This is a genomic window from Aeromonas sp. CU5, assembly GCF_002586745.1.
GTDB lineage: Bacteria > Pseudomonadota > Gammaproteobacteria > Enterobacterales > Aeromonadaceae > Aeromonas > Aeromonas sobria.
In genome coordinates, this window is the sequence record NZ_CP023817.1 from 1081983 (window position 1) to 1105864 (window position 23882).

The 23882-nt window shown below is 59.8% G+C and carries 21 protein-coding genes; 11 read left to right on the top strand and 10 right to left on the bottom strand.

Annotated features, from left to right (window positions below; genetic code table 11):
• Window positions 1-64: 64 nt before the first annotated feature.
• From CK911_RS04880 to dcuC, 10 genes are all read left to right on the top strand, one after another.
• Window positions 65-757 (top strand): ABC transporter permease, encoded by a 693-nt coding sequence (locus CK911_RS04880; RefSeq protein WP_098969184.1) that lies wholly within the window; start codon window positions 65-67, stop codon window positions 755-757.
• Window positions 758-952: 195 nt separating this feature from the next.
• Window positions 953-1612 (top strand): TIGR01621 family pseudouridine synthase, encoded by a 660-nt coding sequence (locus CK911_RS04885; RefSeq protein WP_098969185.1) that lies wholly within the window; start codon window positions 953-955, stop codon window positions 1610-1612.
• Window positions 1613-1638: 26 nt separating this feature from the next.
• Entirely contained in the window at window positions 1639-2319 is a 681-nt protein-coding gene (locus CK911_RS04890) for an HAD family hydrolase (RefSeq protein WP_098969186.1), read from the top strand.
• Window positions 2320-2543: 224 nt separating this feature from the next.
• Entirely contained in the window at window positions 2544-3692 is a 1149-nt protein-coding gene (hppD, locus tag CK911_RS04895; RefSeq protein WP_098969187.1) for a 4-hydroxyphenylpyruvate dioxygenase, read from the top strand.
• Window positions 3685-4833, top strand: a complete 1149-nt coding sequence (locus tag CK911_RS04900) for a homogentisate 1,2-dioxygenase (protein WP_098969188.1) — start codon at window positions 3685-3687, stop codon at window positions 4831-4833. The genes hppD and CK911_RS04900 overlap by 8 nt, the downstream gene beginning before the upstream one ends.
• 10 nt (window positions 4834-4843) lie before the next feature.
• Window positions 4844-5839 (top strand): fumarylacetoacetate hydrolase family protein, encoded by a 996-nt coding sequence (locus CK911_RS04905; RefSeq protein WP_098969189.1) that lies wholly within the window; start codon window positions 4844-4846, stop codon window positions 5837-5839.
• A gap of 128 nt (window positions 5840-5967) precedes the next feature.
• Entirely contained in the window at window positions 5968-6603 is a 636-nt protein-coding gene (gene maiA / locus CK911_RS04910; RefSeq protein WP_172953960.1) for a maleylacetoacetate isomerase, read from the top strand.
• Between the two features lie 456 nt (window positions 6604-7059).
• The gene (locus tag CK911_RS04915) at window positions 7060-8556 is read left to right on the top strand and encodes a C69 family dipeptidase (RefSeq protein WP_098969191.1); all 1497 of its coding nucleotides are present in this window, start codon (window positions 7060-7062) and stop codon (window positions 8554-8556) included.
• 437 nt (window positions 8557-8993) lie between these two features.
• Complete coding sequence (gene pepT, locus CK911_RS04920; RefSeq protein WP_098969192.1) at window positions 8994-10232, top strand: peptidase T; 1239 nt, start codon at window positions 8994-8996, stop codon at window positions 10230-10232.
• 9 nt (window positions 10233-10241) lie between these two features.
• The gene (gene dcuC / locus CK911_RS04925) at window positions 10242-11615 is read left to right on the top strand and encodes a C4-dicarboxylate transporter DcuC (RefSeq protein ID WP_098969193.1); all 1374 of its coding nucleotides are present in this window, start codon (window positions 10242-10244) and stop codon (window positions 11613-11615) included.
• Window positions 11616-11705: 90 nt separating this feature from the next.
• On the opposite strand, the gene CK911_RS04930 is transcribed toward dcuC, so the two are convergent.
• The 5 genes from CK911_RS04930 to CK911_RS04950 form a co-directional block, all read right to left on the bottom strand.
• Window positions 11706-12230 carry an acyloxyacyl hydrolase gene (locus CK911_RS04930; RefSeq protein ID WP_098969194.1) on the bottom strand — a complete coding sequence of 175 codons (525 nt, stop codon included), beginning with the start codon at window positions 12228-12230 and terminating at the stop codon, window positions 11706-11708.
• A 247-nt stretch (window positions 12231-12477) separates the two neighbouring features.
• The gene (gene asnB / locus CK911_RS04935; protein WP_098969195.1) at window positions 12478-14142 is read right to left on the bottom strand and encodes an asparagine synthase B; all 1665 of its coding nucleotides are present in this window, start codon (window positions 14140-14142) and stop codon (window positions 12478-12480) included.
• A gap of 192 nt (window positions 14143-14334) precedes the next feature.
• Window positions 14335-14703 carry a cupin domain-containing protein gene (locus CK911_RS04940; protein ID WP_098969196.1) on the bottom strand — a complete coding sequence of 123 codons (369 nt, stop codon included), beginning with the start codon at window positions 14701-14703 and terminating at the stop codon, window positions 14335-14337.
• 140 nt (window positions 14704-14843) lie between these two features.
• Window positions 14844-16418 (bottom strand): cation:proton antiporter family protein, encoded by a 1575-nt coding sequence (locus tag CK911_RS04945; RefSeq protein ID WP_042022352.1) that lies wholly within the window; start codon window positions 16416-16418, stop codon window positions 14844-14846.
• A 54-nt stretch (window positions 16419-16472) separates the two neighbouring features.
• Window positions 16473-17222, bottom strand: coding sequence for an HAD-IIA family hydrolase (locus CK911_RS04950; protein WP_098969197.1), 750 nt, complete (start codon window positions 17220-17222; stop codon window positions 16473-16475).
• A 197-nt stretch (window positions 17223-17419) separates the two neighbouring features.
• On the opposite strand from CK911_RS04950, the gene CK911_RS04955 reads away from it, so the two are divergent.
• The gene (locus CK911_RS04955) at window positions 17420-18484 is read left to right on the top strand and encodes an adenosine deaminase (protein WP_098969198.1); all 1065 of its coding nucleotides are present in this window, start codon (window positions 17420-17422) and stop codon (window positions 18482-18484) included.
• A gap of 113 nt (window positions 18485-18597) precedes the next feature.
• Here the strand turns inward: CK911_RS04955 and CK911_RS21485 are convergent, their stop codons facing one another.
• From CK911_RS21485 to CK911_RS04975, 5 genes are all read right to left on the bottom strand, one after another.
• Entirely contained in the window at window positions 18598-19023 is a 426-nt protein-coding gene (locus CK911_RS21485) for a hypothetical protein (protein WP_253860378.1), read from the bottom strand.
• 2 nt (window positions 19024-19025) lie between these two features.
• A complete protein-coding gene (locus tag CK911_RS21490; RefSeq protein WP_253860379.1) occupies window positions 19026-19583 on the bottom strand; it encodes an alcohol dehydrogenase catalytic domain-containing protein in 558 nt (185 codons plus the stop codon).
• 145 nt (window positions 19584-19728) lie between these two features.
• Window positions 19729-20850, bottom strand: coding sequence for an alkene reductase (locus CK911_RS04965; RefSeq protein ID WP_098969199.1), 1122 nt, complete (start codon window positions 20848-20850; stop codon window positions 19729-19731).
• A gap of 200 nt (window positions 20851-21050) precedes the next feature.
• Window positions 21051-22586: a TerC family protein gene (locus CK911_RS04970; protein ID WP_098969200.1), complete on the bottom strand. Its 1536-nt coding sequence runs from the start codon at window positions 22584-22586 to the stop codon at window positions 21051-21053.
• A 300-nt stretch (window positions 22587-22886) separates the two neighbouring features.
• Window positions 22887-23813: a cation diffusion facilitator family transporter gene (locus tag CK911_RS04975; RefSeq protein ID WP_042022364.1), complete on the bottom strand. Its 927-nt coding sequence runs from the start codon at window positions 23811-23813 to the stop codon at window positions 22887-22889.
• Window positions 23814-23882: the final 69 nt, after the last annotated feature.

Below are 23882 nucleotides of genomic sequence, written 5' to 3' on the forward strand. Positions count from 1 at the left end.
TTACTGTGATCGTCGCGGTGCCACTGCCGAGCGTCACTACATCACGATGAAGACGAGGTAAGCCATGGATTTCTCAATCATTCTCCAAGAGTGGCCCACCTATTGGGAGGGGCTCTATACCACCGTCTGGCTGGTGGCGGTCTCGCTGATCCTTGGACTGATGCTGGCGGTGCCGATGGGCATCTTGCGCAATAGTCGCAACTGGCTGATCAAAGGGCCGATCTGGGCCTATATCTACTTCTTTCGCGGCACTCCGCTGCTGGTGCAGCTCTTTATCATCTACTACGGCGCTGCCCAGTGGGAGTGGCTGAAGAACAGTGCCGCCTGGTCGCTGTTTGCGGAGGCGTGGTTCTGTGCCCTGCTGGCCTTTACCCTCAACACCGGCGCCTACACTGCCGAGATTGTGCGCGGGGCGGTACACAATATGCCGCGCGGCCAGATTGAGGCAGCCAACGCCTTTGGCATGAGCCGCTGGCAGACCCTGACCCGGATCATTTTGCCCAACTCGTTTCGCCGAGCTCTGCCTGCGTATAGCAACGAGGTGATCTTCATGCTGCAGGGGTCGGCGGTGGCAGGCATCATCACCATCGTCGATTTGACCGGCGCGGCGCGGATCATCAACTCCCGCTACTACAGTCCGTTCGAGGCATTTTTGACTGCCGGGCTGCTCTATATGCTGCTCACCTTTGTCATTGTCTGGCTGTTCAAGAAGTGGGAAGCGCGCTGGCACGCCCACCTGCGCCCGCGCAATGTGTAAGGGTTGATCTGCCAAGATGACCGAAAATGGCCCCGCCTGTTGCAGGCGGGGCCATTTTTCATCTTCTTCGGCTTTTTTCATCTTCTTCGGCTGCCCGCCCGGTTTGCCAAATGGCGGCCGAGCAGGGAGAATGCAGCACTCCCGAGCACAGCCAGCCGTTGGCTGCGTGCCTTATCCCCCAGTTCCCGAGGTTTTATGTACCGGATATTGTTTGAGCATCCCGCTTTCCTGGTTATCGACAAGCAGCCCGGCATCGGCATGCATGACGAGAAGGGCGACGGGGAGGCGGTCAATCCGGGACTGGTCAATCGCGTGAAGGCCGATACAGGGCTGACCCTCTATCCGGTGCACCGGCTCGACAAGATGACCTCCGGGTTGGTGCTGCTGGCCCGCACCACAGAGGCGAATCGCGAGCTGAGCATGGCCTTTGCGGCCCGCGAGGTGAGCAAGCAGTATCTGGCGCTCTCCGATCGCAAACCCAAGAAGAAGCAGGGCTGGGTGAAGGGGGATATGCAAAAGGGGCGAGGTGGCAGCTGGTTGCTGGCGCGTACGCTGGAAAACCCCGCCATCAGCTGGTTCGATTCGGTGTCGGTGCGCGAGGGGCTGCGGCTCTATCGCATCAAGCCGCAGACCGGCAAGACCCACCAGATCCGGGTTGCCCTCAAAAGCATCGGCGCCCCCATTCTCGGGGATGAGCGCTATGGCGGCACGCCAGCCGATCGCGGCTATCTGCACGCCTGGCGGCTCAGCTTCACCCTGGCAGGGGCGCCGTTCGATTTTGTCTGCCCGCCTGATGTGGGGAGCGAATTTGTCACCCCCGAGCTCACGGCAGCCATCGCTACCCTTGCGCCCTGATGCTTATGCGCCCAGCACCTGACACCATGATCCATTCAGCGAAAGAGCGTGATGCATCCGGTGTGTCTGATGGACGTGCGCCGCGCTGGATCCTGGCCGACTTTGACGACACCCTGGCCCCCGGCGACAGCCACGCCGGTCTGCTGCGTTATATCCTGCACCGCCGGGTCTGGCCGCTGCTGCTGTTGCCGGTGATTGCGCTGGGTGGTTTGGTCTACCTTGTTCCCAGCCAGCGGCGGCGCGGTATCTCCCTTATCTGGTGGGCCATCACGTTGGGGCTCTCTCCCCTCGGCTGGCGCAAGCTGGTGCGCGCCTACTGCCGCACCAGGCCGGGACTGTTTTGTCAGGCTCGCGATCTGCTGCAACACGAGGGGGCGCGCTGCTGGGTGATCTCCGCCAGTCCCTGCGCGCTGGTGCGGGCCCAGCTCTATCAGCAACTGCCCTGCCAGTTGCCCCACCGGATCATTGGCTCGCAGATGCACTACCGTTTTGGCAGCCTGATGCCGCGCTTCTATTGCCACGGCCAGCACAAGCTGCTGCCGGAGATTTGCGCCCTCGATGCCGAGCTGGCCTTGAGCGACAGCCTGCACGATCTGCCGCTGCTGGGGTTGGGGAAAGAGGCGTGGCTGATCAATCCAACGCCCACGCGACTGCAAAAAGCCCGGGCCTGCTTGCCCCATCTGATGATCAAAAACTGGCAACTGTAATGCAAAGCTGACAGTCCTGCGGGTCGTTACCGTTTGATCCGCAAGGCTGCGGCTTGAATGTCACAATCCATTTACATTCTTTGCTGCCAGCTGCGAGAAACTATCTGCAACCCGCCTCTTTTCTTCCTGCTACGCCCTGCTTCTAATGAAACAAGTTGTTAACACTTGCCGCACCGCCGGGTGCCGCAATCCGTTTTAACCGAATCAAGAGCAAGGATCGCCCGATGAATGCCACCTCTTCCGCCACCCATACCATCAATCCGTTAGGCACAGACGGTTTCGAGTTTGTCGAGTACACGGCCCCCGATGCCAAAGGAATTGCCGCCCTCAAGAGCCTGTTTGTTTCGCTCGGGTTTGCCGAGGTCGCCAAGCACAAACACAAGCAGTGCTGGCTCTACCGGCAGGGGGATATCAACTTCGTGGTCAATGCCGAGCCCCACTCCCAGGCGGAGCAGTTTGCCAGCCTGCACGGGCCGAGTGTTTGCGGCATGGCATTTCGGGTGAGCGATGCGGGCAAAGCCCAGCAGTACGCCATCGCCAAGGGGGCCAAGCCCTTTGTCGGCAAGATTGGCCCCATGGAGCTCAATATTCCCGCCATCTACGGTATCGGCGAGAGCACGCTCTCCTTTGTCGATCGCTATGGCGACAAGGGCTCCATCTATGACGTGGATTTTGTCTTTTACCCCGACTGGCAGTCCCGGATGGCAGAGGTAGATGCCGGTCTTATGGAGATCGATCACCTGACCCACAACGTCCATCGCGGCAATATGGATGTCTGGTCCAATTTCTACGAGCGGATCGGCAATTTCCGCGAAATTCGCTACTTCGATATCGAGGGCAAGCTGACTGGACTGCACTCACGTGCCATGACCGCCCCCTGCGGCAAGATCCGCATCCCCATCAACGAGTCGGCGGATGACAAGTCCCAGATCGAGGAGTATCTGCGCCAGTACAAGGGGGAGGGGATCCAGCATATCGCCATGGCCTCCAGCGATATCTACCAGACCATCCGCACCCTGCGCAGCCGCGGTACCGGCTTTATGCCGACGCCGGACACCTACTATGAGCAGGTGAACAGCCGGGTCGAGGGGCATCAGGAGGATCTGGCGGCCCTGAAAGAGCTGCGCATCCTCATCGACGGCTCCCCCACCAAGGATGGCATTCTGCTGCAGATCTTTACCGACACCGTGATAGGCCCGGTGTTCTTCGAGATCATCCAGCGCAAGGGCAACGAAGGGTTTGGCGAGGGTAATTTCAAGGCGCTGTTTGAATCAATTGAGCTGGACCAGATCCGCCGTGGCGTGCTGGATGGTGGCGAGGATGGAAATGGCAAACGTACGGGAAAAGTGAACGGAGAGCCGAGCGATGCGTAACTGGATAAGCTTCCCCCACCGGGAGGGAACCCACTCCCGACAGGCCCATGCCGATCTGCCCGAACAGGCCATCTATGAGCGCGAGCTGGGTCGTAGCGGCTTTTTCGGCCCCGCCACCCATATGCACCACAAGCATGCCCCCACCGACTGGAGCAGTTGGGAAGGGCCGCTGCGGCCACGGCTGTTTGACCTCAATGCCCTGCAAGAGGAGGTGAGTTCACTTTCTCCTTGGGTGGCCCCCGACATTCTCAGCAACCCCCACTGCCGCTACCGCATCTGGCGGCTCTCCGAGGCGATGCCGTTTCTGGTGCGCAACGCCGACGGCGACGAGCTGCTGTTTATCCACGAGGGGGGCGGTGAGTTCTTCTGCGACTACGGCCACCTGACCCTGCGGGATGGTGACTACGTGGTGATCCCCCGTGGCACCATGTGGCGCATCGAACCCCGCGCGCCGATGTTCATCCTGATGATCGAGGCGACCAACGACAGCTATCAGCTGCCGGACAAGGGGCTGGTGGGCAATCACGCCATCTTCGACCCGGCGGCGCTCGATGTGCCCGCCATCAACGCGCGCTTTTTGGCTCAGCAGGATGAGAACTCCTGGTCGCTGCAGGTGAAGCGCCATGATCAGGTGTCGGTCATCACCTGGCCTTTTAATCCGCTTGATGCGCAAGGATGGCACGGGGACTTGTGCGTGGTGCGCCTCAACTGGCGGGATATCCGCCCGCTGATGAGCCACCGCTACCATCTGCCGCCGTCGGCCCACTCCACCTTTGTGGCGAGCCGCTTTGTGATCTGCACCTTCGTGCCGCGCCCCATCGAGAGCGATCCCGGCGCCCTCAAGGTGCCCTTCTATCACAGCAATGACGATTACGACGAAGTGCTCTTCTACCACGCCGGGGATTTCTTCAGCCGGGACAATATCGAGCGGGGCATGGTTACCTTCCACCCCGCCGGTTTCACCCACGGCCCCCATCCCAAGGCGTTTGCGGCGGGGCAAGCTTATGCCAAGAAGTTCACCGACGAGGTGGCGGTGATGCTCGACACCCGCGATGCGCTGAACGTCGGCAGCTTGTGCGAAGGGATCGAGAATACCCGTTATGTCTCCAGTTGGCAGCGTCCGGACGCTGCTGGCAAATAAGGAATCGCTTATGAAATTGGCAACATTGAATAATGGCAAGCGCGATGGCGCTTTGGTGGTGGTGAGCCGGGATCTGAGCCGGGCGGTGCAGGTGAGCGAGATTGCCCCAACTTTGCAGGCCGCCCTCGACGAGTGGGCCGAGGTTGCCCCCAGGCTTGAGGCTGTCTATCAGCAGCTTAGCGAGGGCCGTGCGGTAGAGGCGTTTCCCTTTGACGAAGCGTCTTGCCTCTCTCCGCTGCCGCGCGCCTACCAGTGGGCCGATGGCAGTGCCTACGTCAACCATGTGGAGCTGGTGCGCAAGGCGCGTGGCGCCGAGATGCCGGAGAGCTTCTGGCACGATCCCCTGATGTATCAGGGGGGCTCCGACAGCTTTTTGGCTCCTCGTGGCCCGATTGTCATGGGATCGGAGGAGTGGGGGATCGATTTCGAGTCGGAAGTGGCCATTATCACCGACGATGTACCGATGGGGGTGAGCCCGCAAGGGGCCGCCAGCCACGTCAAGCTGCTGATGCTGGTCAACGACGTGAGCCTGCGCAACCTGATTCCGGGGGAGCTGGCCAAGGGCTTTGGCTTCTTCCAGTCCAAGCCGTCGAGCGCCTTCTCGCCGGTGGCCATCACCCCGGATGAGCTGGGCGATGACTGGCGTGATGGCAAGGTGCTGCTGCCCCTGCGCACCCATCTGAATGGCGCCCTGTTTGGTGCACCGGACGCCGGGGTGGACATGACCTTCAGCTTCTTCGAACTGATTGCCCACGCCGCTAAGACAAGACCGCTCGGGGCGGGTTGCATCATCGGCTCCGGCACCGTCTCCAATTACGATCGCAGCGCCGGTTCATCCTGCATTGCCGAGCGCCGCATGTTGGAAATTCTTGATTGTGATCAAGCGACAACCCCCTATTTGCAGTTTGGTGATAGAGTGTCGATCGCGATGGAAGGTCGCTCTGGCCAAAACCTGTTTGGCACCATCTCTCAACAGGTGGTGCCAGCGAGCGGTCAGGGAGGATGATGGCCAGCGCCGGTTGGCGGCAAGGATGTTCGGATCACGACGAGCCCTCAACCGGTGCCGGATACACAAGGAGGCAGGTGGCGAGCACCTGCCGGGCTTCGGGCCCAGATAAAAAGCAGGGACAGATTATGTTGCAGTTGTTTGGCTATTGGCGTTCGTCGGCAAGTTTTCGGGTGCGGATCGTGTTGCAGCTCAAGGGGCTCGCCTACGAGCAGCATCCCATCAATTTGCGGCAAGGCGAGCAGAGCGAGAAGGCCTATCGCCGGATCAATCCGCAAGGGCTGGTGCCGTTTCTGGTGGATGGTGATGTGCAGATCGGTCAGTCGGTCGCCATCATGGAGTACCTTGACGAGACCTATCCCGCCTACTCTCTGATGCCCTCTTCCCCCGACGCGCGGGCCCGGGTGCGCCAGATCGTCAACATGATCGCCTGTGATATTCACCCGCTCAACAATCTGCGGGTACTCAACTATCTGGAAGAGCACTTCAGGGCCAACAACGAGCAGGAGGCCCGCTGGTATCGCCACTGGATTGACGAGACTTTCACTGCCCTCGAACAGCTGTTGATGACCACCGCCGGTGTCTACTGTGTTGGCAACGAAGTGACCCTGGCCGACTGCATGCTGGTGCCTCAGGTCTACAACGCCCGCCGCTATGACATGACCCTGGACGATTACCCCACTATCCGCCGCATCGTCGCCAACTGCGAACAGTTGCAGGCCTTTATCAAGGCTGCTCCCGCCAGTCAGCCAGACGCGCAGTGACAACCTGACTTAACGAACATCGCGGTATGGCGTCAGCACGCCATCCCGCCGCATCTCTTCATTTCTCCCCGCTCTATGCTCCTTGCGTATATCTTGTTGACGACGGGATGTCGCCAAGAATCCTGCGCTTGTCACACTTATCAATATTTTGCGTTGGTTTTGGCTGTCCGATTGGTGTTTTGAGTTATTAATCACAAATATGTCAGTTGATTGGGCCTAGTATCGCCACGCCTGCGGAACAGGCGAAAGGGGCGATGCGAACAGGTCGCATATCAGGGGTTCCGAAGTCTCTGTCGACTGTCCACGATCTGTCCGCACCTCTCTTCTTTTCATGTTTACGGTTTGATGGCCTGCGCTGCCTGGCCCGTGTCACTGCGGTGATCCCTTGCTGCAGGAGCTGGTTGACTGGCGAGCCATCGTTCATTTGCAACACACTCTGTGCAACAAGGAGATATCATGCATTCCTTCAAAAAGTGCGTCGTCGCACTCTCCATCAACCTTGCCCTCTTCTCGTCGGCGTTCGCCTGCACCACCTTGCTGGTTGGCAGCGAGGCCAGCGCCGATGGCTCCATGATGGTGGCCCGCAGCGCCGACAGCGATGCCCTGAAAGCCCAGCATTTCGTGATCCATCCGGCCAAACAGGGGCAGAGCGGTGTTCACAGCTCCAAAGCCCATAATGGCGCCAATGATTTCAGTTACCCCTTGCCGAAAAACTCCCTGCGCTATACCACGGTGCCGAACTGGAAGACCCAGCTACACGGCGCCACCGGGTTCAATGAGAAGGGGGTAGGGGTGAGCGGCACCGAGTCGATTTTCGCCTCACCCGAAGCGCTCGCCGTCGACCCCTATGTGGAGGACAAGGGGATCACCGAGGATGACATTCCCGATGTGCTGCTGTCGCGCGCCACGTCCGCCCGCGAGGCGGTCGCCCTGCTGGGCAACATCATCGAGACAATCGGCGCGGGGGAGGGATTTGGCGTTGCCGTGGTGGATGACAACGAGCTCTGGTATCTGGAAACCGCCACCGGCCATCACTGGATGGCGCAGCGTTTGCCGAACAATCACTACTTTGCCACCGGCAATCAGGGCCGCCTGCAGCAGTACGATCCGGCCAGTGCCGACATGATGGGCTCGAAAAATCTGATTGAATTTGCCACCGAGAAGGGGCTCTACCATCCGCAAAAGGAGGGGGTGTTCAACTTCTCGAAAGCCTATACCCGCGATGACGAGCGGGATCGCAGCTATAACGATCCGCGAGTCTGGACCATCCAGCAGATGTTCAACCCCTCGCTCAAGCAGGCGGTGGATGCCGGTCGCCAGTTCCCTGTCACCCTGTCCCCCGAGAAGAAGATGACGCTGGAGGAGGTCAAGGCGGTGCTGCGCAATCACTATGACGGCACCGAACACGATCCCTACAGCAAGGGGTTGAATGGTCAGGAGCAGTGGCGCCCTGTCAGTGTGTTCCGCACCTACGAGTCCCATGTGATGCAGGTACGCCCCTGGATGCCGCGCGAAGTGGGGGAGGTGACCTATGTGGGCCTCGGCATGGCGGATCTGACCGCTTTCGTTCCCTACTACAGCGGTCTGGAAGCCTATCCGGCGCACTATGCCATGGGCAGCGACAAGGCCGACAGCGACTCCATCTACTGGAAATATCGCAAGCTGCAGACTCTGGTGATGACCGATTACCCCAAATTGGCACCCATGGTGAAGCAGGCGTACCAGAGCTGGGAGGCGAAGATCGCCAAAGAGCAGAAAGAGATGGAAGCCAACTATCTGAAAACGGTCAAAACCGACAAGGCCGCCGCCAACAGCATGCTCAACGACTTCAATCTGCGGGTGATGCAGGAGGCCGAAACGCTGACCGACGATCTGACCAACCAGATCTTCACGGTACGCACTCAGGATATTCAGGCCGATATCTTCTTCGCCAACAAGGCGAAAAAGGATTAACCGCGACGCACTTATCATGCAGAAGGGGGGGCGGTCGATTTGAGCCGCCGCCGGGCTGACCAGTTCCCCTGCTCACTTTTCCTCTCTCGATGCCGGAGCCTGTGCTCCGGCATTTTTTCTCTATGAGATCCCGCCAATGTGTCTGGCCTGGGTAGTGGATTGCGCTACCAAATACGAAAGTGGATGCTTTCATTCAGGTTTTTATTTCGCCTTTCGGTATATCAGTCATGTGATCAACTACCCATTTTTGGCTATTTGGTGGGTTTTATGCATCTTTCCTGTGTTATTTGTCACTACCAGTCGCATCAGTTGCGCTGGGCATTATCTTTATCCAGCTCATTTTTCTCGTTAATCCAGATTGTTATCGCAATGTTGTGCGATAGGCCGTCGGATCTCATCACTGAATTACATGAGTAACTACTCACAGGGCTACCGCAATGCATATTGTCGACAGATTTTTGGGATACACCGCCATCAATACCACCACCAACCGTGAAGCGGGCGCCGCCGGGGTAATGCCCTCCTCCCCGGGGCAGCGGGTGCTGGCTGACAAGGTGGCGCAGGAGCTGATCGCCCTGGGGCTGACCGTGGAGGTGGCGGACAACGCCATCCTGACCGCCACTCTGCCCGCCAATGTGATGGGAGATCTGCCCACCGTGGCCTTCTTTGCCCATCTCGATACCAGTGCCGAGCACACCGCCGATACCCATGCCCAAGTGGTGAGCTATGAAGGGGGGGATATCTGCCTCAATGCACAGCTGCAGATCACCCTGCGCCAGAGCGAGTTCCCGGAGCTTGCCAATTACGTCGGTGATCAGATCATCGTGACCGATGGCACCAGTCTGTTGGGGGCCGATGACAAGGCGGCCATCGCCGCCATCGTCAATGCAGTGGCCTATCTGCAGGCGCATCCGGAGATCCCCCATGGCACCATCAAAATTGGTCTGGTGCCTGATGAGGAGCAGGGTCTGCGCGGGGCCAAGGCGTTTGATACCGAACGTTTTGGCGCTGACTTTGCCTACACCCTCGACTGCTGCGGCATTGGCGAGCTGGTCTATGAGAACTGGAATGCGGGGGATGCGGAGTTTGTCTTTCACGGCGCCTCGGCTCACCCCATGTCGGCCAAGGGCAAGCTGAAGAACTCCCTGCTGATGGCCCACAAGTTCATCGCCATGCTGCCGGGGGGCGAGGCGCCGGAATATACCGAAGGGCGTGAGGGCTACTACTGGGTCAAGCAGATGCAGGGCAACAGCGCCAACACAGTGCTCAAGCTGGATGTGCGCGACTTCACCGAGCAGGGGTATCAGCAGCGAATGACCCTGCTCGACACCCTTGGCAAGAGCTGTCAGGCCCTCTGGGGTGAACAGAGCGTGAGTTACAGTTTGAGCGATCGCTACAGCAATGTATTCAACAGCCTACAGGGGGAGAACCGCTATCCCATCGAGCTGGCGCTGGCCGCTTACGAGACGCTGGGGATCACCCCCAAGCCCATCCCGATGCGCGGCGGTTATGACGGCGCCGTGCTCTCCCAGAAGGGGTTGCCCTGCCCGAACCTTTTCACTGGTGCCCACAACTTCCACTCCATCTACGAGTATCTGCCGGTCAAATCTCTGGAAGCGGCCAGTGCCGTGGTGATCGAGGTTATCAAGCTCACCCACGCCCGTTTCAGCCGCTAAGGAGTCGTCATGTTTCAGGTAGTTATTGCCGTACTGGTCATAGTTCTGGTGGCCAGACTGATCCTCAAAGGCTATCGGGCCGAGCCGGTGCTGTTTGCCGCCGGTCTGGTGCTGATGGTGGCAAGCCAGCTGGCAGGGTGGGGCAGTGTGTTGCCCAAAGGGGTCGAGAGCACCGGCATTGCCCTGTTTGATCCCTTCGAGGTGATGCGGGATCTCTTCAGTTCGCGGGCGGCGGATCTGGGTCTGATGATCATGGCGCTGATGGGCTTTGCCCATTACATGGATCATATCGGTGCCAATGATGCGGTGGTGCGGATTGCCATCCGTCCCCTGCGCCGGTTGCGCTCCCCCTATGTGTTGCTCTTCTTCTCCTATCTGCTGGCCAGCGCGCTGCAACTGGCGATCCCCTCGGCGACCGGTCTGGCGGTGCTGTTGATGGCGACGCTGTTCCCCATCATGGTGGGGCTGGGGCTCTCTGCGGCCTCGTCGGCCGGGGTGATTGCCACCTCCCTCGGGGTGGCCTATACCCCGACCGCCATCGACGCCATCCGGGCGACCGAGGCGGTGGGTATGGGCCATAACGTGATCGAGTATGTCTACACCTATCAGGGCCCCGCTGCGCTGGCGACCGTGCTGGTGGTGGGCTTGATGCACATATTCTGGCAGCGGCGCTGCGATCGGCTCGATGGGCACCAGCATCAGGGGGCCGCTGTGGTGGATGAGTCGGCGAAAGAGGTCGGTGTACCGGGTTTTTATGCCATCTTGCCGATGTTGCCCATCATCATGGCGGTGGGGTTCTCCTCCCTGTTTGTTGATCACATCAGGCTCAACGTCACCACCATAGTGATGATCTCGATGTTTATCAGCATGGTGGTGGAGGCAGCCAGAACCCGTGACATGAAGCAGGTGTGCGGTGGTTTCAGCCACTTCCTCAATGGCATGGGATCCGCGTTCAGCAACGTGGTGGGGCTGCTGGTGGCGGCGGGTATCTTCGCCCACGGCATCAAGGTGCTGGGGGTGATCGATATCATGATTGTCGGCGCCGAGCATGTGGGGCTGCCTGCATTTGCCATGGCTATCGTCTTCGCGCTGGTCACCCTGGCGGCAGCCATCATCATGGGTTCCGGCAATGCCCCTTTCCTTGCCTTTGTCGAGCTGATCCCGCAGATCGCGGCCAGCATGGGGGTCAACACAGCCGCGATGATCCTGCCGATGCAGCAGGCCTCCCACATGGGGCGCGCCATGTCGCCAGTTTCCGGGGTGATTATCGCCGTCGCCAGCGGTGCCAAGCTGACGCCGTTTGCGGTGATCAAGCGTACCTCTGTGCCGCTGATGGCGGGCTTTGTCTTCCATACCCTGATCGTGGGGATCTTCTATCTGTAACGATTGATAGTGTGCACATGACGAAAAGCCTTCACGAAAGTGAAGGCTTTTTTTTGTCTAACGGTTTCGATAACGGTTGAGCCTGCTTGGCTAAAAACGGTACTCGATATGGAGGGTATGGCTGTCCAGCCCCGGGTTCTTGTCATACATATAGGCGTTGGACATGTGCTCATACTGATAGCCGACCAGCCAATTTTTGGTGATGGCGTAACCGAGGCCGATACCCAGTGTGAACTGGAAGGGGCCGCCGTAATCCTTGTAGCCGTGGCCGCGAGTACCAAATTGATGCTGATCGAGCCAGACCATCTCGCCGGGGAGCCAGGTCACCCAGTTACCCCATTGGCATTCAATACGGGCTCCGCCTCCCAGTCTGGCGGTCTCTTCATCTTCTACTCTGAGGATACCGCCACGTACCCCCAGCCCAAATTGGCAGCCTGAGTCTCCCCAACGCCAAAACATATGGTGGAACTTGGCGTCGGCGATTTTAATATCGAGCTTTTCATTGCTGAAGGCGTTGCCAAGCTGCAGCACCACTATATTGTCGTTGGCCATCACTGCCGGGCTGGTAAGCAATGCTGCCAGCAGGCCAATCCTTGAAAGAGTGTTAGCGTCCATGCTCCCTCCCGCTCCTTGTTGTCATCGTGGTGTTCCTGTTGAACACCCTTCAGGCATAGTTAATCGAAGCACACTCTGTCAATGCATGGTCACTAGGTAAAAAAATTAAATATTTATGAAAAATCAACTATCTGCGGTGGTCTGATGTGGTTTGGCGGGCGTGGCAGCGGGGAGATGAAAAAGCCCTTCACCATGGTGAAGGGCTTTTTGCTATCTGGCGTTATCCGCTCTGGTTGACCGTTCGGGCTTAGTAGCCTTGCTGGTGCACGTCCATCACGGCGCGGCCGGACGGGTCAGCCATCTCCTTGAACTTGGCATCCCACTCAAGGGCTGTCGGGGTGGAGCAGGCGACCGACTTGCCGTAGGGCACGGTGCGGGCGGCGGCTTCCAGCGGGAAGTGCTCGTCGAAGATGGCGCGGTAGAAGTAGGCCTCCTTGGTGAGTGGGGTGTTGATGGGGAAGCGGAATGCGGCCGCTTCGAACATCTGATCCGTCACTTCGGTTTCGACCATCGCCTTCAGGCTGTCGATCCACGAATAACCTACGCCGTCGGAGAACTGCTCCTTCTGGCGCCATGCCACTTCGTGGGGCAGCAGATCCTCGAACGCTTCGCGCAGGATGTGCTTCTCGATCTTGCCCTTGCCGCACATCTTGTCGGCGGGTTGCAGGCGCATCGCCACGTCCATGAACTCCTTGTCGAGGAAGGGCACGCGACCTTCCACGCCCCAGGCGGCCATCGACTTGTTGGCCCGCAGGCAGTCATAGAGGTGCAAGGAGGCGAGCTTGCGCACGTTCTCTTCGTGGAACTCTTTAGCGTTGGGCGCCTTGTGGAAGTAGAGGTAGCCACCGAACAGCTCGTCAGAGCCTTCACCGGAGAGCACCATCTTGATCCCCATCGCCTTGATGTAACGGGCCATCAGGTACATCGGCGTGGAGGCGCGGATGGTGGTGACGTCATAGGTCTCGAGGTGATAGATGACATCCCGCAGGGCATCCAGCCCCTCTTGCACGGTGAAGTGGATCTGGTGGTGGATGGTGCCCAGATGATCGGCCACCTTGCGGGCGGCGGCCAAGTCTGGCGAGCCTTCGAGGCCGACGGCGAAGGAGTGCAGCTGCGGCCACCAGGCTTCGCTCTTGCCATCGTCTTCCACCCGACGGGCGGCGTAGATCTTGGTGATGGCGGAGATCACCGACGAATCGAGACCACCTGAGAGCAGCACGCCATAAGGGACGTCGCACATCAGCTGGCGTCTGACAGCCGCTTCCAGCGCTGCTTTCAGTTCGGCCTTGTCACTGACGTTGTGCTCGACCGCGCCGTACTCCATCCAGTCACGCTGGTACCACTGTTTGAGTTCGCCATCCTTGCTCCACAGGTAGTGTCCCGGCGGGAAGGTTTCGACGATCTTGCAGACCGGCACCAGCGCTTTCATCTCGGAGGCGACATAGAAGTTGCCGTGTTCGTCGCGACCGGTATAGAGGGGGATGATCCCCATGTGGTCACGACCAATCAGGTAGGCATCCTGCTCGGCGTCATAGAGGATAAAGGCGAAGATGCCGTTGAGATCGTCAAGAAACGCCGGGCCCTTCTCCTTATAGAGGGCCAGCAGCACTTCACAGTCGGAATGGGTCTGGAACTGGAAGTCGACCTTGAGGTTCTTCTCCAGCTCTTTGTGGTTGTAGATCTCGCCGTTGACGGCCAATACGTGAGTGCGCTCGGGGTTGTAGAGCGGCTGGGCGCCATTGCCCGGATCGACGATGGCCAGGCGCTCGTGCACCAGAATCGCTTTGTCAGAGCTATAGACGCCGGACCAGTCAGGCCCGCGGTGACGCAGTCGCTTGGACATCTCCAGCGCCGATTTGCGCAATAGAGCCGGGTCGGTTTTGATGTCCAGAATGCCGAAAATAGAACACATTGGCGGTAATCCTCTAGATTTTTATATGAGCCCCCCACGTCCGGGCTCGAAATTCCATTTACATTCCTCGTCAGACACAATGCCTAGCGGAAAAACCTTTTGCAAGCGGGAAAACCGCAGAAAATCATGCCGTAAGCGTCAAGCAGATCAACAGGATAAGGGCTGCTGCAACAGGGCAGGGTGACGTGAACGTCAAGCCGAGGCGGGTTCGAAGATCACATAGACCTTGCGACAGGAAGTGAGGGTCTCCCACTCTCCGACAAAGCCGGCGGGAATGACAAATTGATCGCCGGGTTTGAGGGCAAGCTGGCCGCCCTGACGGTCGTGGATCACCACATCCCCTTCCAGTAGCTGGCAATACTCGTGCTCGGTGTAGTGGATGGCCCAGCGGCCGGGCTCGCAAGCCCAGAAGCCGATGTGAAACTGCTGGCTTGGGTCGGAGTAGTGGTTCCACACCGTCTGACTCGGATGGCCTGCTTTAATGCGCTCGGGGGCGGGCATCAGCGGGGTGGGGGTCGCCTCATGGCGATCGAGCAGGATCCAGTCGTTAAGGGACTTCATGGTGCCTCCCTGGCAATGAGATATAAAAGCGGGGCCATCCCGGCCCCGCGTTTGTGCGTTTTATGAAACGAGGTTGTGTATAACTTAAACGATGCTTCTCTCCTTGCCAAGTGTCCTTGCCAAGCCCCCGATGCCAGTGCTCAGCGCGGCTGCAAGCGGCGGATCACATGGCGGGCAAAGCCGCTGCCCGCTTCGTTGTAGACGTTAAACACCGCATCCACCCCCTGCTCCTGCAGGGAGGCGATATCATCCTCGAAGCGGACGATGGCGGCGATCTTGCCGCTAAATCCGTGGCTGCGCAGCTTCTCGATGGCGTAGAGATTACCCGAGTGGTGGGGCATCGCCAGCAGCACCAGATTGACCTGATTGGAGAGCAGCACCTTGTCCCAGAAGTCGGTATCGGTGGCATCCCCTTCGATGACGTTCATCCCCTGTTCGCGCAGGGTGGGCAGCTTCTCGCTGTCGTTCTCCACTCCAAGGATGACGTTGCCGTACTTATTCTCCAGCTCGAAGTAGGCTCCCTGACCAATTCGCCCCATGCCGAGGATGATCACCTCCGCATCGCCCAGTTCGATGGGCCTGTCTTCCGGATGGAGGTTGCTCGCCTGCAATCCCCTTAGCCAATGGCCGATGCGGTGGTAAATGCGCTCGCTCTGGGCATTGAGGGGGGCCGAGATCATAAAGCTCGCCGCCAGCGCCAGCGAGACCGCCACCAGCCACTCGTGGGAGATCCAGCCCGCCTTGGCAGCGATGGCCGCGACGATCAGGCCAAACTCCGAGAAGTTGCTGAGCGCCAGGGTGGAGAGCAGGGCGGTACGCACTCGCAGGTGGGCGCCGCTGTAGACCAGATAGTAGAGGGCGCTTTTCAGCGGCAGGGCCAGCACCAGCGCCAGTGCCAGCAACATGGTGTCGTGGGTCGGCAGGCCGTTGAGACCGATGGTGAGAAAGAAGCAGACTAGAAAGAGGTCTTTGAGGTTAAACAGCGCCTTGGCCAATCCCGCTGCCGCCGGATGGGAGGCGAGCAGCATGCCGACGATCAGCGCCCCGAGATCCGGCTTGAGCCCGACCACTTCAAAACCGGCGGCCCCCACTACCAGCGCCAGAAACACCCCGAACAGCACCTGCAACTCGCCGTGACCGGCCCGCTCCAGCAGCTTGAACAGCAGCGGGCGCAGCAGCGGCAATCCCAGCACCCAGAGCGCCCAGATGCTGGGCCACTTGCCGCTGGAGAAGGCCAGAAAGGCCACGGCGAACACGTCTTGCATCACCAGCACCCCGATGGCGATGCGGGCGTAGAGGGCATTCATGTCGCTGCGATCTTCCAGCACCTTGACCGCAAAGACGGTGCTGGAGAAGGAGAGGGCAAAGCCCAGCAGCAGCGCCAGCTTCCAGTCCAGCGACAGGGCGAGGTGGAGCCCCAGCCCCTTGCAGACCAGCAGCACCACGGTAAAGAGCAGGGTGGAGAGCAGCAGGTGCAGGCTGGTGGTGCCCCATACATCGCGCCGCATCAGGGTTTTGATATTGAGCTTTAGGCCGATGGTGAACAGCAGCAGGGTGACCCCGAGATCGGCCACCTCGCTCAGGGCGGGGGTATTTTCATATCCCATGCCGTTGAGGATAAAACCGGCGGCCAGAAAGCCGAGCAGAGGGGGCAATCCGATGAGATTAACCAGCATGCCGCAGCCAAAGGCCACGGCGATCAGAATGGGTTCCATAACAGATCCTGCAAGGGCAGGAGAGACCTGCCCTGTTTAACGCTTGGGTGGTGATTAGACGATATCGATGTCGACCACTGAGTCGAAAATATGGTTCGGCCTGAACGGCATGCGGTCGATATCCGCCACCTTGCTCACCCCGGAGAGCACCAGCACCGTCTCGAGACCGGCCTGAAAGCCCGCCAGAATGTCGGTGCGCAGGTTGTCGCCGATGATGATGGTGTCGTCGGAGTGGGCCTCCATTCGGTTGAGGGCCGCACGGATGATCCAGGCGCTCGGCTTGCCGACATAGAACGGCTTCTTGCCGGTCATCCGCTCGATGGGGGCACACAGAGCGCCGCAGGCCGGGTGCATCATGGGGCCGTGGGTATCCGGGTTGGTGGCGATAAAGCGGGCCCCCTGATCGACGAACTTGGCGCCCAGCTGCATCATGGTCCAGTTGTAGTTGCGGGTTTCCCCTACCACCACGAAGTCCGGGTCGATGTCGGTGATGGTGAAACCGGCCTTGTAGAGCTCGTGGGTCAGGGCCCCTTCACCAATCACATAGGCCTTCTTGCCATCCTGACGCTTGAGGAAGTCGGCGGTACCCATGGCGGAGGTATAAAAGCACTCCTCCGGCACTTCGATCCCGGCGGAGCGGAAGCGGTTTTGCAGATCTTTCTGGGTCTGGGCCGGGTAGTTGGTGAGGAACAAGAGCTTGCTACCCTGCTCCAGCAGGCGGTGGACGAAAAGGTCGGCACCGGGGATGAGATCGTTATTGTGCAGGATGACACCGTCGATATCGCAGATGACGTTCTTCTTCATGAAAACTCCTTGTCAGGGCGCAGGCGAGCCGCCAATCGTTAAGATGTTCAATCATTTATGATTTTTGTGACGCCATTATAAGTATGTTTGATGACAAGTCTCCCCTGTCTCGCCACTTCGGTGCACAATAAAGCTGCCGTCGGGTCAGTCTGGTGGAGGGGCTGACGCCGGATCACTTTGCTGATGGAGCAGTCGCCATGGACACCCCAATTCCCAAGCCAGTCACAACCGAACACCTCACCGCCGCGCAATTTATCGCCGGACTGCCGAAACTGGAGCTGCACCTGCATATCGAGGGCAGCCTCGAACCCGAGCTGATGTTTGAGCTGGGCCACCGCAACGGTGTGCCGCTGCCCTGGCCCGATGTCGCCAGCGTGCGCGCCGCCTATGACTTTGACTGCCTGCAATCCTTTCTCGACCTCTACTATCGCGGTGCCAGCGTGCTGGTGACCGAGCAGGACTTCTTCGACCTCACCTGGGCCTATTTGGCGCGCTGCGCCGCTGACAAGGTGGTGCATGTGGAGATCTTCTTCGACCCGCAGACCCACACCGCTCGCGGCGTCTCTTTTGCCACTGTGCTCGGCGGCATCGAGCGGGCGCTGCAGACCGGGGAGAAGGAGTTTGGCATCAGCTGGCGCCTTATCATGAGCTTTTTGCGCCACCTCAGTGAGGAGGAGGCCTTTGCTACCTTGGCAGAGGCGGAGCCGTTTCTCGCTCGCATTCACGGCATTGGCCTCGACTCGGGGGAGAGGGGCAACCCGCCCAGCAAGTTTGCCCGGGTCTTTGCCCGCTGCCGCGAGCTGGGGCTGCCGGTAGTGGCCCACGCCGGTGAAGAGGGGCCTGCCGAGTACATCTGGCAGGCGATCAACGAGCTGCAGGTGCGGCGTATCGATCACGGGGTGCGCTCGGCAGAGGATCCCGAGCTGCTGCGTTATCTGGCCGATACTCGCTTGCCGCTCACCGTCTGCCCCCTTTCCAACACTCGGCTCAAGGTGTTTGGCAATATGGCCCAGCACAACGTGTTGCGGCTGCTGGAGCAGGGGCTCTGCGTCACCATCAACTCGGACGATCCCGCCTACTTCGGCGGCTACATGGGGGCCAACTTTGCGGCGCTGGCCGATGGCCTTGGTGCGACCATGAGTCAGCTCTGCCGCTTGTCGCTCAATGCCGTTGAGGCGAGCTGGCTCTCTCTGGCCGACAAGGCGCGGCTGACCCGGGAGATCCGCAGTTATGCCGAGATCCACGGGGTGATCCTGCACTGAGTCAGGCGCCAATGAAGTCGAGATGACATGCAGTAGATATAAAGAGAGGCCCGCCATTACTGGCGGGCCTCTCTCGTTTCAATGGCTGGTGTTGCTGCTTGGGGAGGTCAGCGTTACGCCACTCGCACCAGAAACTTCTCGCCCTGTCCTTCGCGCTTGAAGCGGTCGAGCAGGGTGGGCAGCTCCTCGAAATTGCCGACCACCAGCGGCGGCAGGGTCAGCTCGCCGCTTGCCATCTGCGCCATCATGGCGACACCGGCAGCCACCAGTCGGCTCCACTGCTTGTCGGTGCCAAAGGCATGTTGAGCGCCTAGTGCAATCTCGTGTAATGAGAGGCAGTGGGCAAAGGCGGGCTGCTGATTGTGGGGGATGCGCCCGAGCACAGTCACCATATGGCCGTAGTAGCCAAGGGCAGGCAACAAGCTTTCTGCCTGCTGGCTGGAGACCAGATCGATGATCCCCTCGAACGGCTCGTTGCCGTTGGCCACCTGCAAGGCGGCCAGCCAGTCGGGATCCCGATAATCGGCTACACCCTGCACACCTATCTGTTTGAGCCACTGATGGTGGCGTGGCTGGCGCTGGCAAAGACCCGAGCTCCCTGCTGGAGGGCCAATTGCACCGCAAAGCGGCCGACACTGCTGCCGGCACCGGTGATGAGCAGCGCTTCCCCGTGCAGGCGCGGCAACTTGGCCAGTGCCTGCCAGGCGGTGAGGCCGGGACAGGGCAGGGCGGCGGCCGCCTCGTCACTCAGGGCATCGGGCACCGGCAGCAGGGCGCGGGCCGGTACCCGGGTGTGGCGGGCAAAGCTGCCGTGGTGGCGCAGGTCGGTGTGGTAGGCGACCCGGGCGCCGAGGCGCAGATGGCTGACGTTGGCACCGAGTTCCACGATAGTGCCCATGCCATCGACGCCGGGCACCTGACCGTCCTGCCAGTTGCCATGACCATATTCGATCAGCTTCCAGTCCACCGGGTTGAAGGCGATGACCCGGTTAGCCACCAGCACCTCATCGGGGGCGAGCGGCGAGAGCGGCAGGTCGGCGAGGGTAAGCTGGGTCGGTTCACCGGGGGCGTGCCAGCACCAGGCTTGGGTGTGATTCATGAGGACTCCTTGCGAAACAGTGGGAGAGCTTAACGAGATGATTGCAACAGTAAGACAGTCATAACTATCACTGTTGCGAGTGCGCAACAAGACAGCAGGCCCCAACCAGTGGGGCCTGCTTAAGTGGCCTGCTGGCCATTGGCAATCAGCGGCTGGTGGTTGCGTCATCGGCCTGATAGACGAGGTAGTCGGTCAGCCCCTTCTCGCCGCCGCCAAACAGGGTGGCCGGATCGTGGGGGGCCAGCGGATAGCCGTGGCGCAGCCGGTTCGGCAGATCCGGGTTGGCGACGAAGGGGCGGCCAAAGCCAATCATGTCGGCCCAGCCCGCGTCGAGGGCGGCGCGCGCGCGATCACCATCATATTTACCGGCATAGATCAGGGTGTTGGGGAAGGCATCCCGCAGACCCTGCTTGAAGTTCTCCGGCATCAGGGGGGCATCGTCCCAGTCCGCTTCGGCAATGTGCAGGTAGGTGACATTGAGCTGGCCCAGCAGGCGGGCAGCCGCCAGATAGGTCTGCTGCGGGTTGGCATCGACGGTGCCGTTGAGGGTGGTGAGCGGCGCAAGACGCACCCCAACCCGATCGGCGCCGATTTCGCTACTGACAGCTTCGGTCACCTCTTTGAGGAAGCGCAGCCGGTTCTCCAGTGAGCCGCCGTAACTGTCGGTGCGGGCATTGGACTCGGAGTCGAGGAACTGGTTGATCAGATAACCGTTGGCGGCGTGCAGCTCAATGCCATCAAAACCAGCGCTGATGGCGTTGCGGGCTGCCTGACGGAACTGGCCGATCACCTGCTCGATATCGCTCTGGGTCATGGCGCGCGGGGTGACGGTCTCGACAAAACCCGGCCCATCGCTACCGTTATCGACGAACACCTTGACCCCCACGGCAGCAATGGCTGACGAAGAGATAGGCTGGGCGCCGCCGATGTTGTCCGGATGGGTGACCCGGCCGACGTGCCAGAGCTGGGCGAACATGGTGCCGCCCTTGGCGTGCACGGCATCGGTCACCCCCTTCCAGCCGGCGATCTGCTCGGCGCTGTAGATCCCCGGCGTCCAGGCGTAGCCCTTGCCCATGGGGTCGATTTGGGTGCCTTCGCTGATGATCAGCCCCGCGTCGGCGCGCTGGGCGTAGTAGCTCGCCATCATGGCGTTGGCCACGTCACCGGGCTGACTGGCACGGGAGCGGGTCATGGGGGGCATGACGATGCGGTTGGCAAGGTGCAGCTGGCCGAGGCGCAGCGGGCAGAACAGGTGATCGTGGCTCATCTTGAGTTCCTCATAGTGGAAGTGATGCCACTCTATGCCTGCATCTTGTTGTGAAAAAGAGGGGTAATTGCATAATTGAATTGCGAAAAATGCAGCAATCAGCCCAACCGGCTTTTAAACAGGGAGGCTATCTATTTCGGGCCGGATCCAGAGGCAAAAAAAGAGGGCCGTGTGGCCCTCTTGTCATGATGGTGGGCAGCTTACACTGCCAGCGGGATCACCCGCACCCGCTCGATGCGCCGCTCGCTCACCTCGACGACCTCGAAGCTGAGTTGCTGCAGTTGCAACTGCTGGCCCGTGCTGGGCAGGATGCCAAAGTGGGAAAGCAGCATGCCCGCCAGGGTCACATATTCGTCGTTGTCACTTACCAGACCCTCGTGCTCCAGTACCTGCTCCACATGGTGGATGTTGGTACTGCCGTTGATCAGCCACCCTTCGCCATCGCGCACGATATCCGGGGTTTCGTCCTCGTCCGGCAGTTCGCCGACGATGGCCTCCAGCAGATCGTGGGTGGTGACCAACCCCTGAATGACGCCAAACTCGTCGGAGACCAGAATAAGGCTCCCCTTGGCTTTGCGCAGCTCTGCCAGCAGGCGGATCACGTTGATGGTCTGCGGCACGATAATGGGGTCGTTCTGCTTGGCCAATTCGCTTAAGGATTGCCCCTCGTTGAGGGCAAACAGCAGATCGCGGGCTTTAAGTACCCCGATCACCTCATCGAGATCCCCGTCGCAGATAGGGAACAGGCTGTGTGGCTCTCGCTGCAGCAGGGCGCGGATCTCGTCGTTGGAGTCGTTGATATCGATCCAGGCCATGTCTGAACGTGGGGTCATGATGGTGCGAATGGAACGCTCGGCCAGCGACAGCACACCGGTCACCATATAACGCTCCTCTTCCCCAAAGCTCAGCGGCGCAGGCGCTGGTGCATCCAGATCATCGTCCGGCTGATCCTGGTAGGCCTTGCTGCCCATCAGTTTGAAGATGGCGGCGGTAGTGCGCTCGCGCAGGGGCTGTTTTAATTCATGACGTTCGGCGCTGCGCTGGGACAGTTGGTTGAAAAACTCGATCAGCACCGAGAAGCCGATGGCCGCGTAGAGGTAACCCTTGGGAATGTGGAAGCCGAAGCCTTCCGCCACCAGGCTGAAACCGATCATCAGCAGGAAGCTCAGGCAGAGCACCACCACGGTCGGGTGGGCGTTGACGAAGCGGGTCAGCGGCTTGGAGGCGAGCACCATCACCACCATGGCGATGGTGACGGCGGCCATCATGACGCCAAGGTGTTCCACCATGCCGACGGCGGTGATGATGGAGTCGAGCGAGAAGACCGCATCGAGCACCAGGATCTGGGTGATCACTACCCCAAAGCTGGCATAGGCGCCGACCGGGCCGTCATCCTGGGGTTTGGCTTCCAGCCGCTCGTGCAGCTCGGAGGTGGCCTTGAACAGCAGGAACAGGCCACCGCCCATCAGGATCAGGTCCCGACCGGAGAAGGGGTGATCCCACAGATGTAAAATCGGGGTGGTCAGGGTAACCAGCCATGACATGACGCTCAACAGCGCGAGTCGCATCAGCAAGGCGAGGGAGAGACCGATGACGCGGGCTTTGTCCCGTTGGGCGGGGGGCAGTTTTTTCACCAGGATGGCGATAAAGACCAGATTGTCGATCCCCAGCACGATTTCCAGAATGATCAGGGTAAACAGACCAACCCAGATATGGGGATCCAGCAGCAATTCCATTATGACGACCTCAATAAAAACAGACAGAGCAAACAGTGATCACGGCGCGCGGTGGCCGCAGTAACAGCAAGGCAATGGCGTTATTCAGAGGCGCGGATTAAGCAGATAAAGAGAGTGCGTGAAGGGAATGAACGAAGAGCAACTTCGGGGATTGTCCATGATGGGCAATAAAACCTCGGGTGAAAAATGAGCCCTGATGATAACGATTGGCGCCAATTTGGCAAGCATAGCGTCAGCGGGACATGATGGGGTAGTAGCAAGACTGGGGGAGGCGGCCAAGCCGCACTCCCCCTGCGGTTGTTACAACCAGCGCTTTTCGCGGGTGAAACAGACCGAGAGCCAGGCATCACCCAGGGTATCGCCAAGGCGAGACCAGAGCTCATGGCGCAAGGCATCCTGGCGATCCACCGACCACTCTTGATCTGGTGCAATCAGGATATTGAGCTCGAGATCAAAGCGCCGACCGCTCTTGGCCAGATGGCTGTAGCACTCGATGCCGTGGCGTTGGCGCAGCGCCTCGATTTCCCGCTCGACTTGGCGGGGCACATCCCCCTTGGGGGCGATCTTCAACACTTCCCGCAGGTTGCGACTGAGCACCTTGATGGGAATGAGGGTGGCACACAGGGCCAGCAGCGAGACCAGCACCGGGTCGATGTAACGGTTGTATTGGCCATAGCCGATGGTATCTAGCCCCATCGCGACCAAAAAACCCACCAGCAGGGTGGCACTCAGTATGGTATCAACCAGCCACTCCTCTGAATCGACCCGCACCAGTTCGGAGTTGAACTGCTTGGCCAACCGCGCTTCGACCAGATAAAACAGGGAGCATAAAAAGGTGGAAATAGCGGCGCAGATCAGCGCGTGGCCGAGGTCAATGTCACGGCCGCCCGCCAGCAGGGTGGTGATGCCGCTATAAAGCGCCCCCAGACAGAGCAGTAAAATGATGACCCCGTTGATCACATTGGCAATGGGTTCGAAATGGGCGTAGCCGTACTGGAAGCGGGCATCGGAGGGGCGGGTAACGAGGTAGGCGGTGATCAGGCCAAGGCCGGTCATGCCCATACTGAACAGGCTAAAAAGACCGTCGAGCATAATCGCGTGGGATCCCACCAGCAGGCCATAGCCGATGCCGAAGATGGCAAACCCTATGCTGCCGAACAGCGACAGGGTCAAAGCCTGCTTTTCGGTGGTGATAAACGTACTGATAACATGGCGATAGTGAGCCATAAAAGTCCTCCATTCAAATGGTGAATATTGCCAAGGGCAAGCGGTTTTCTTGCTGATATACTGCCCGCT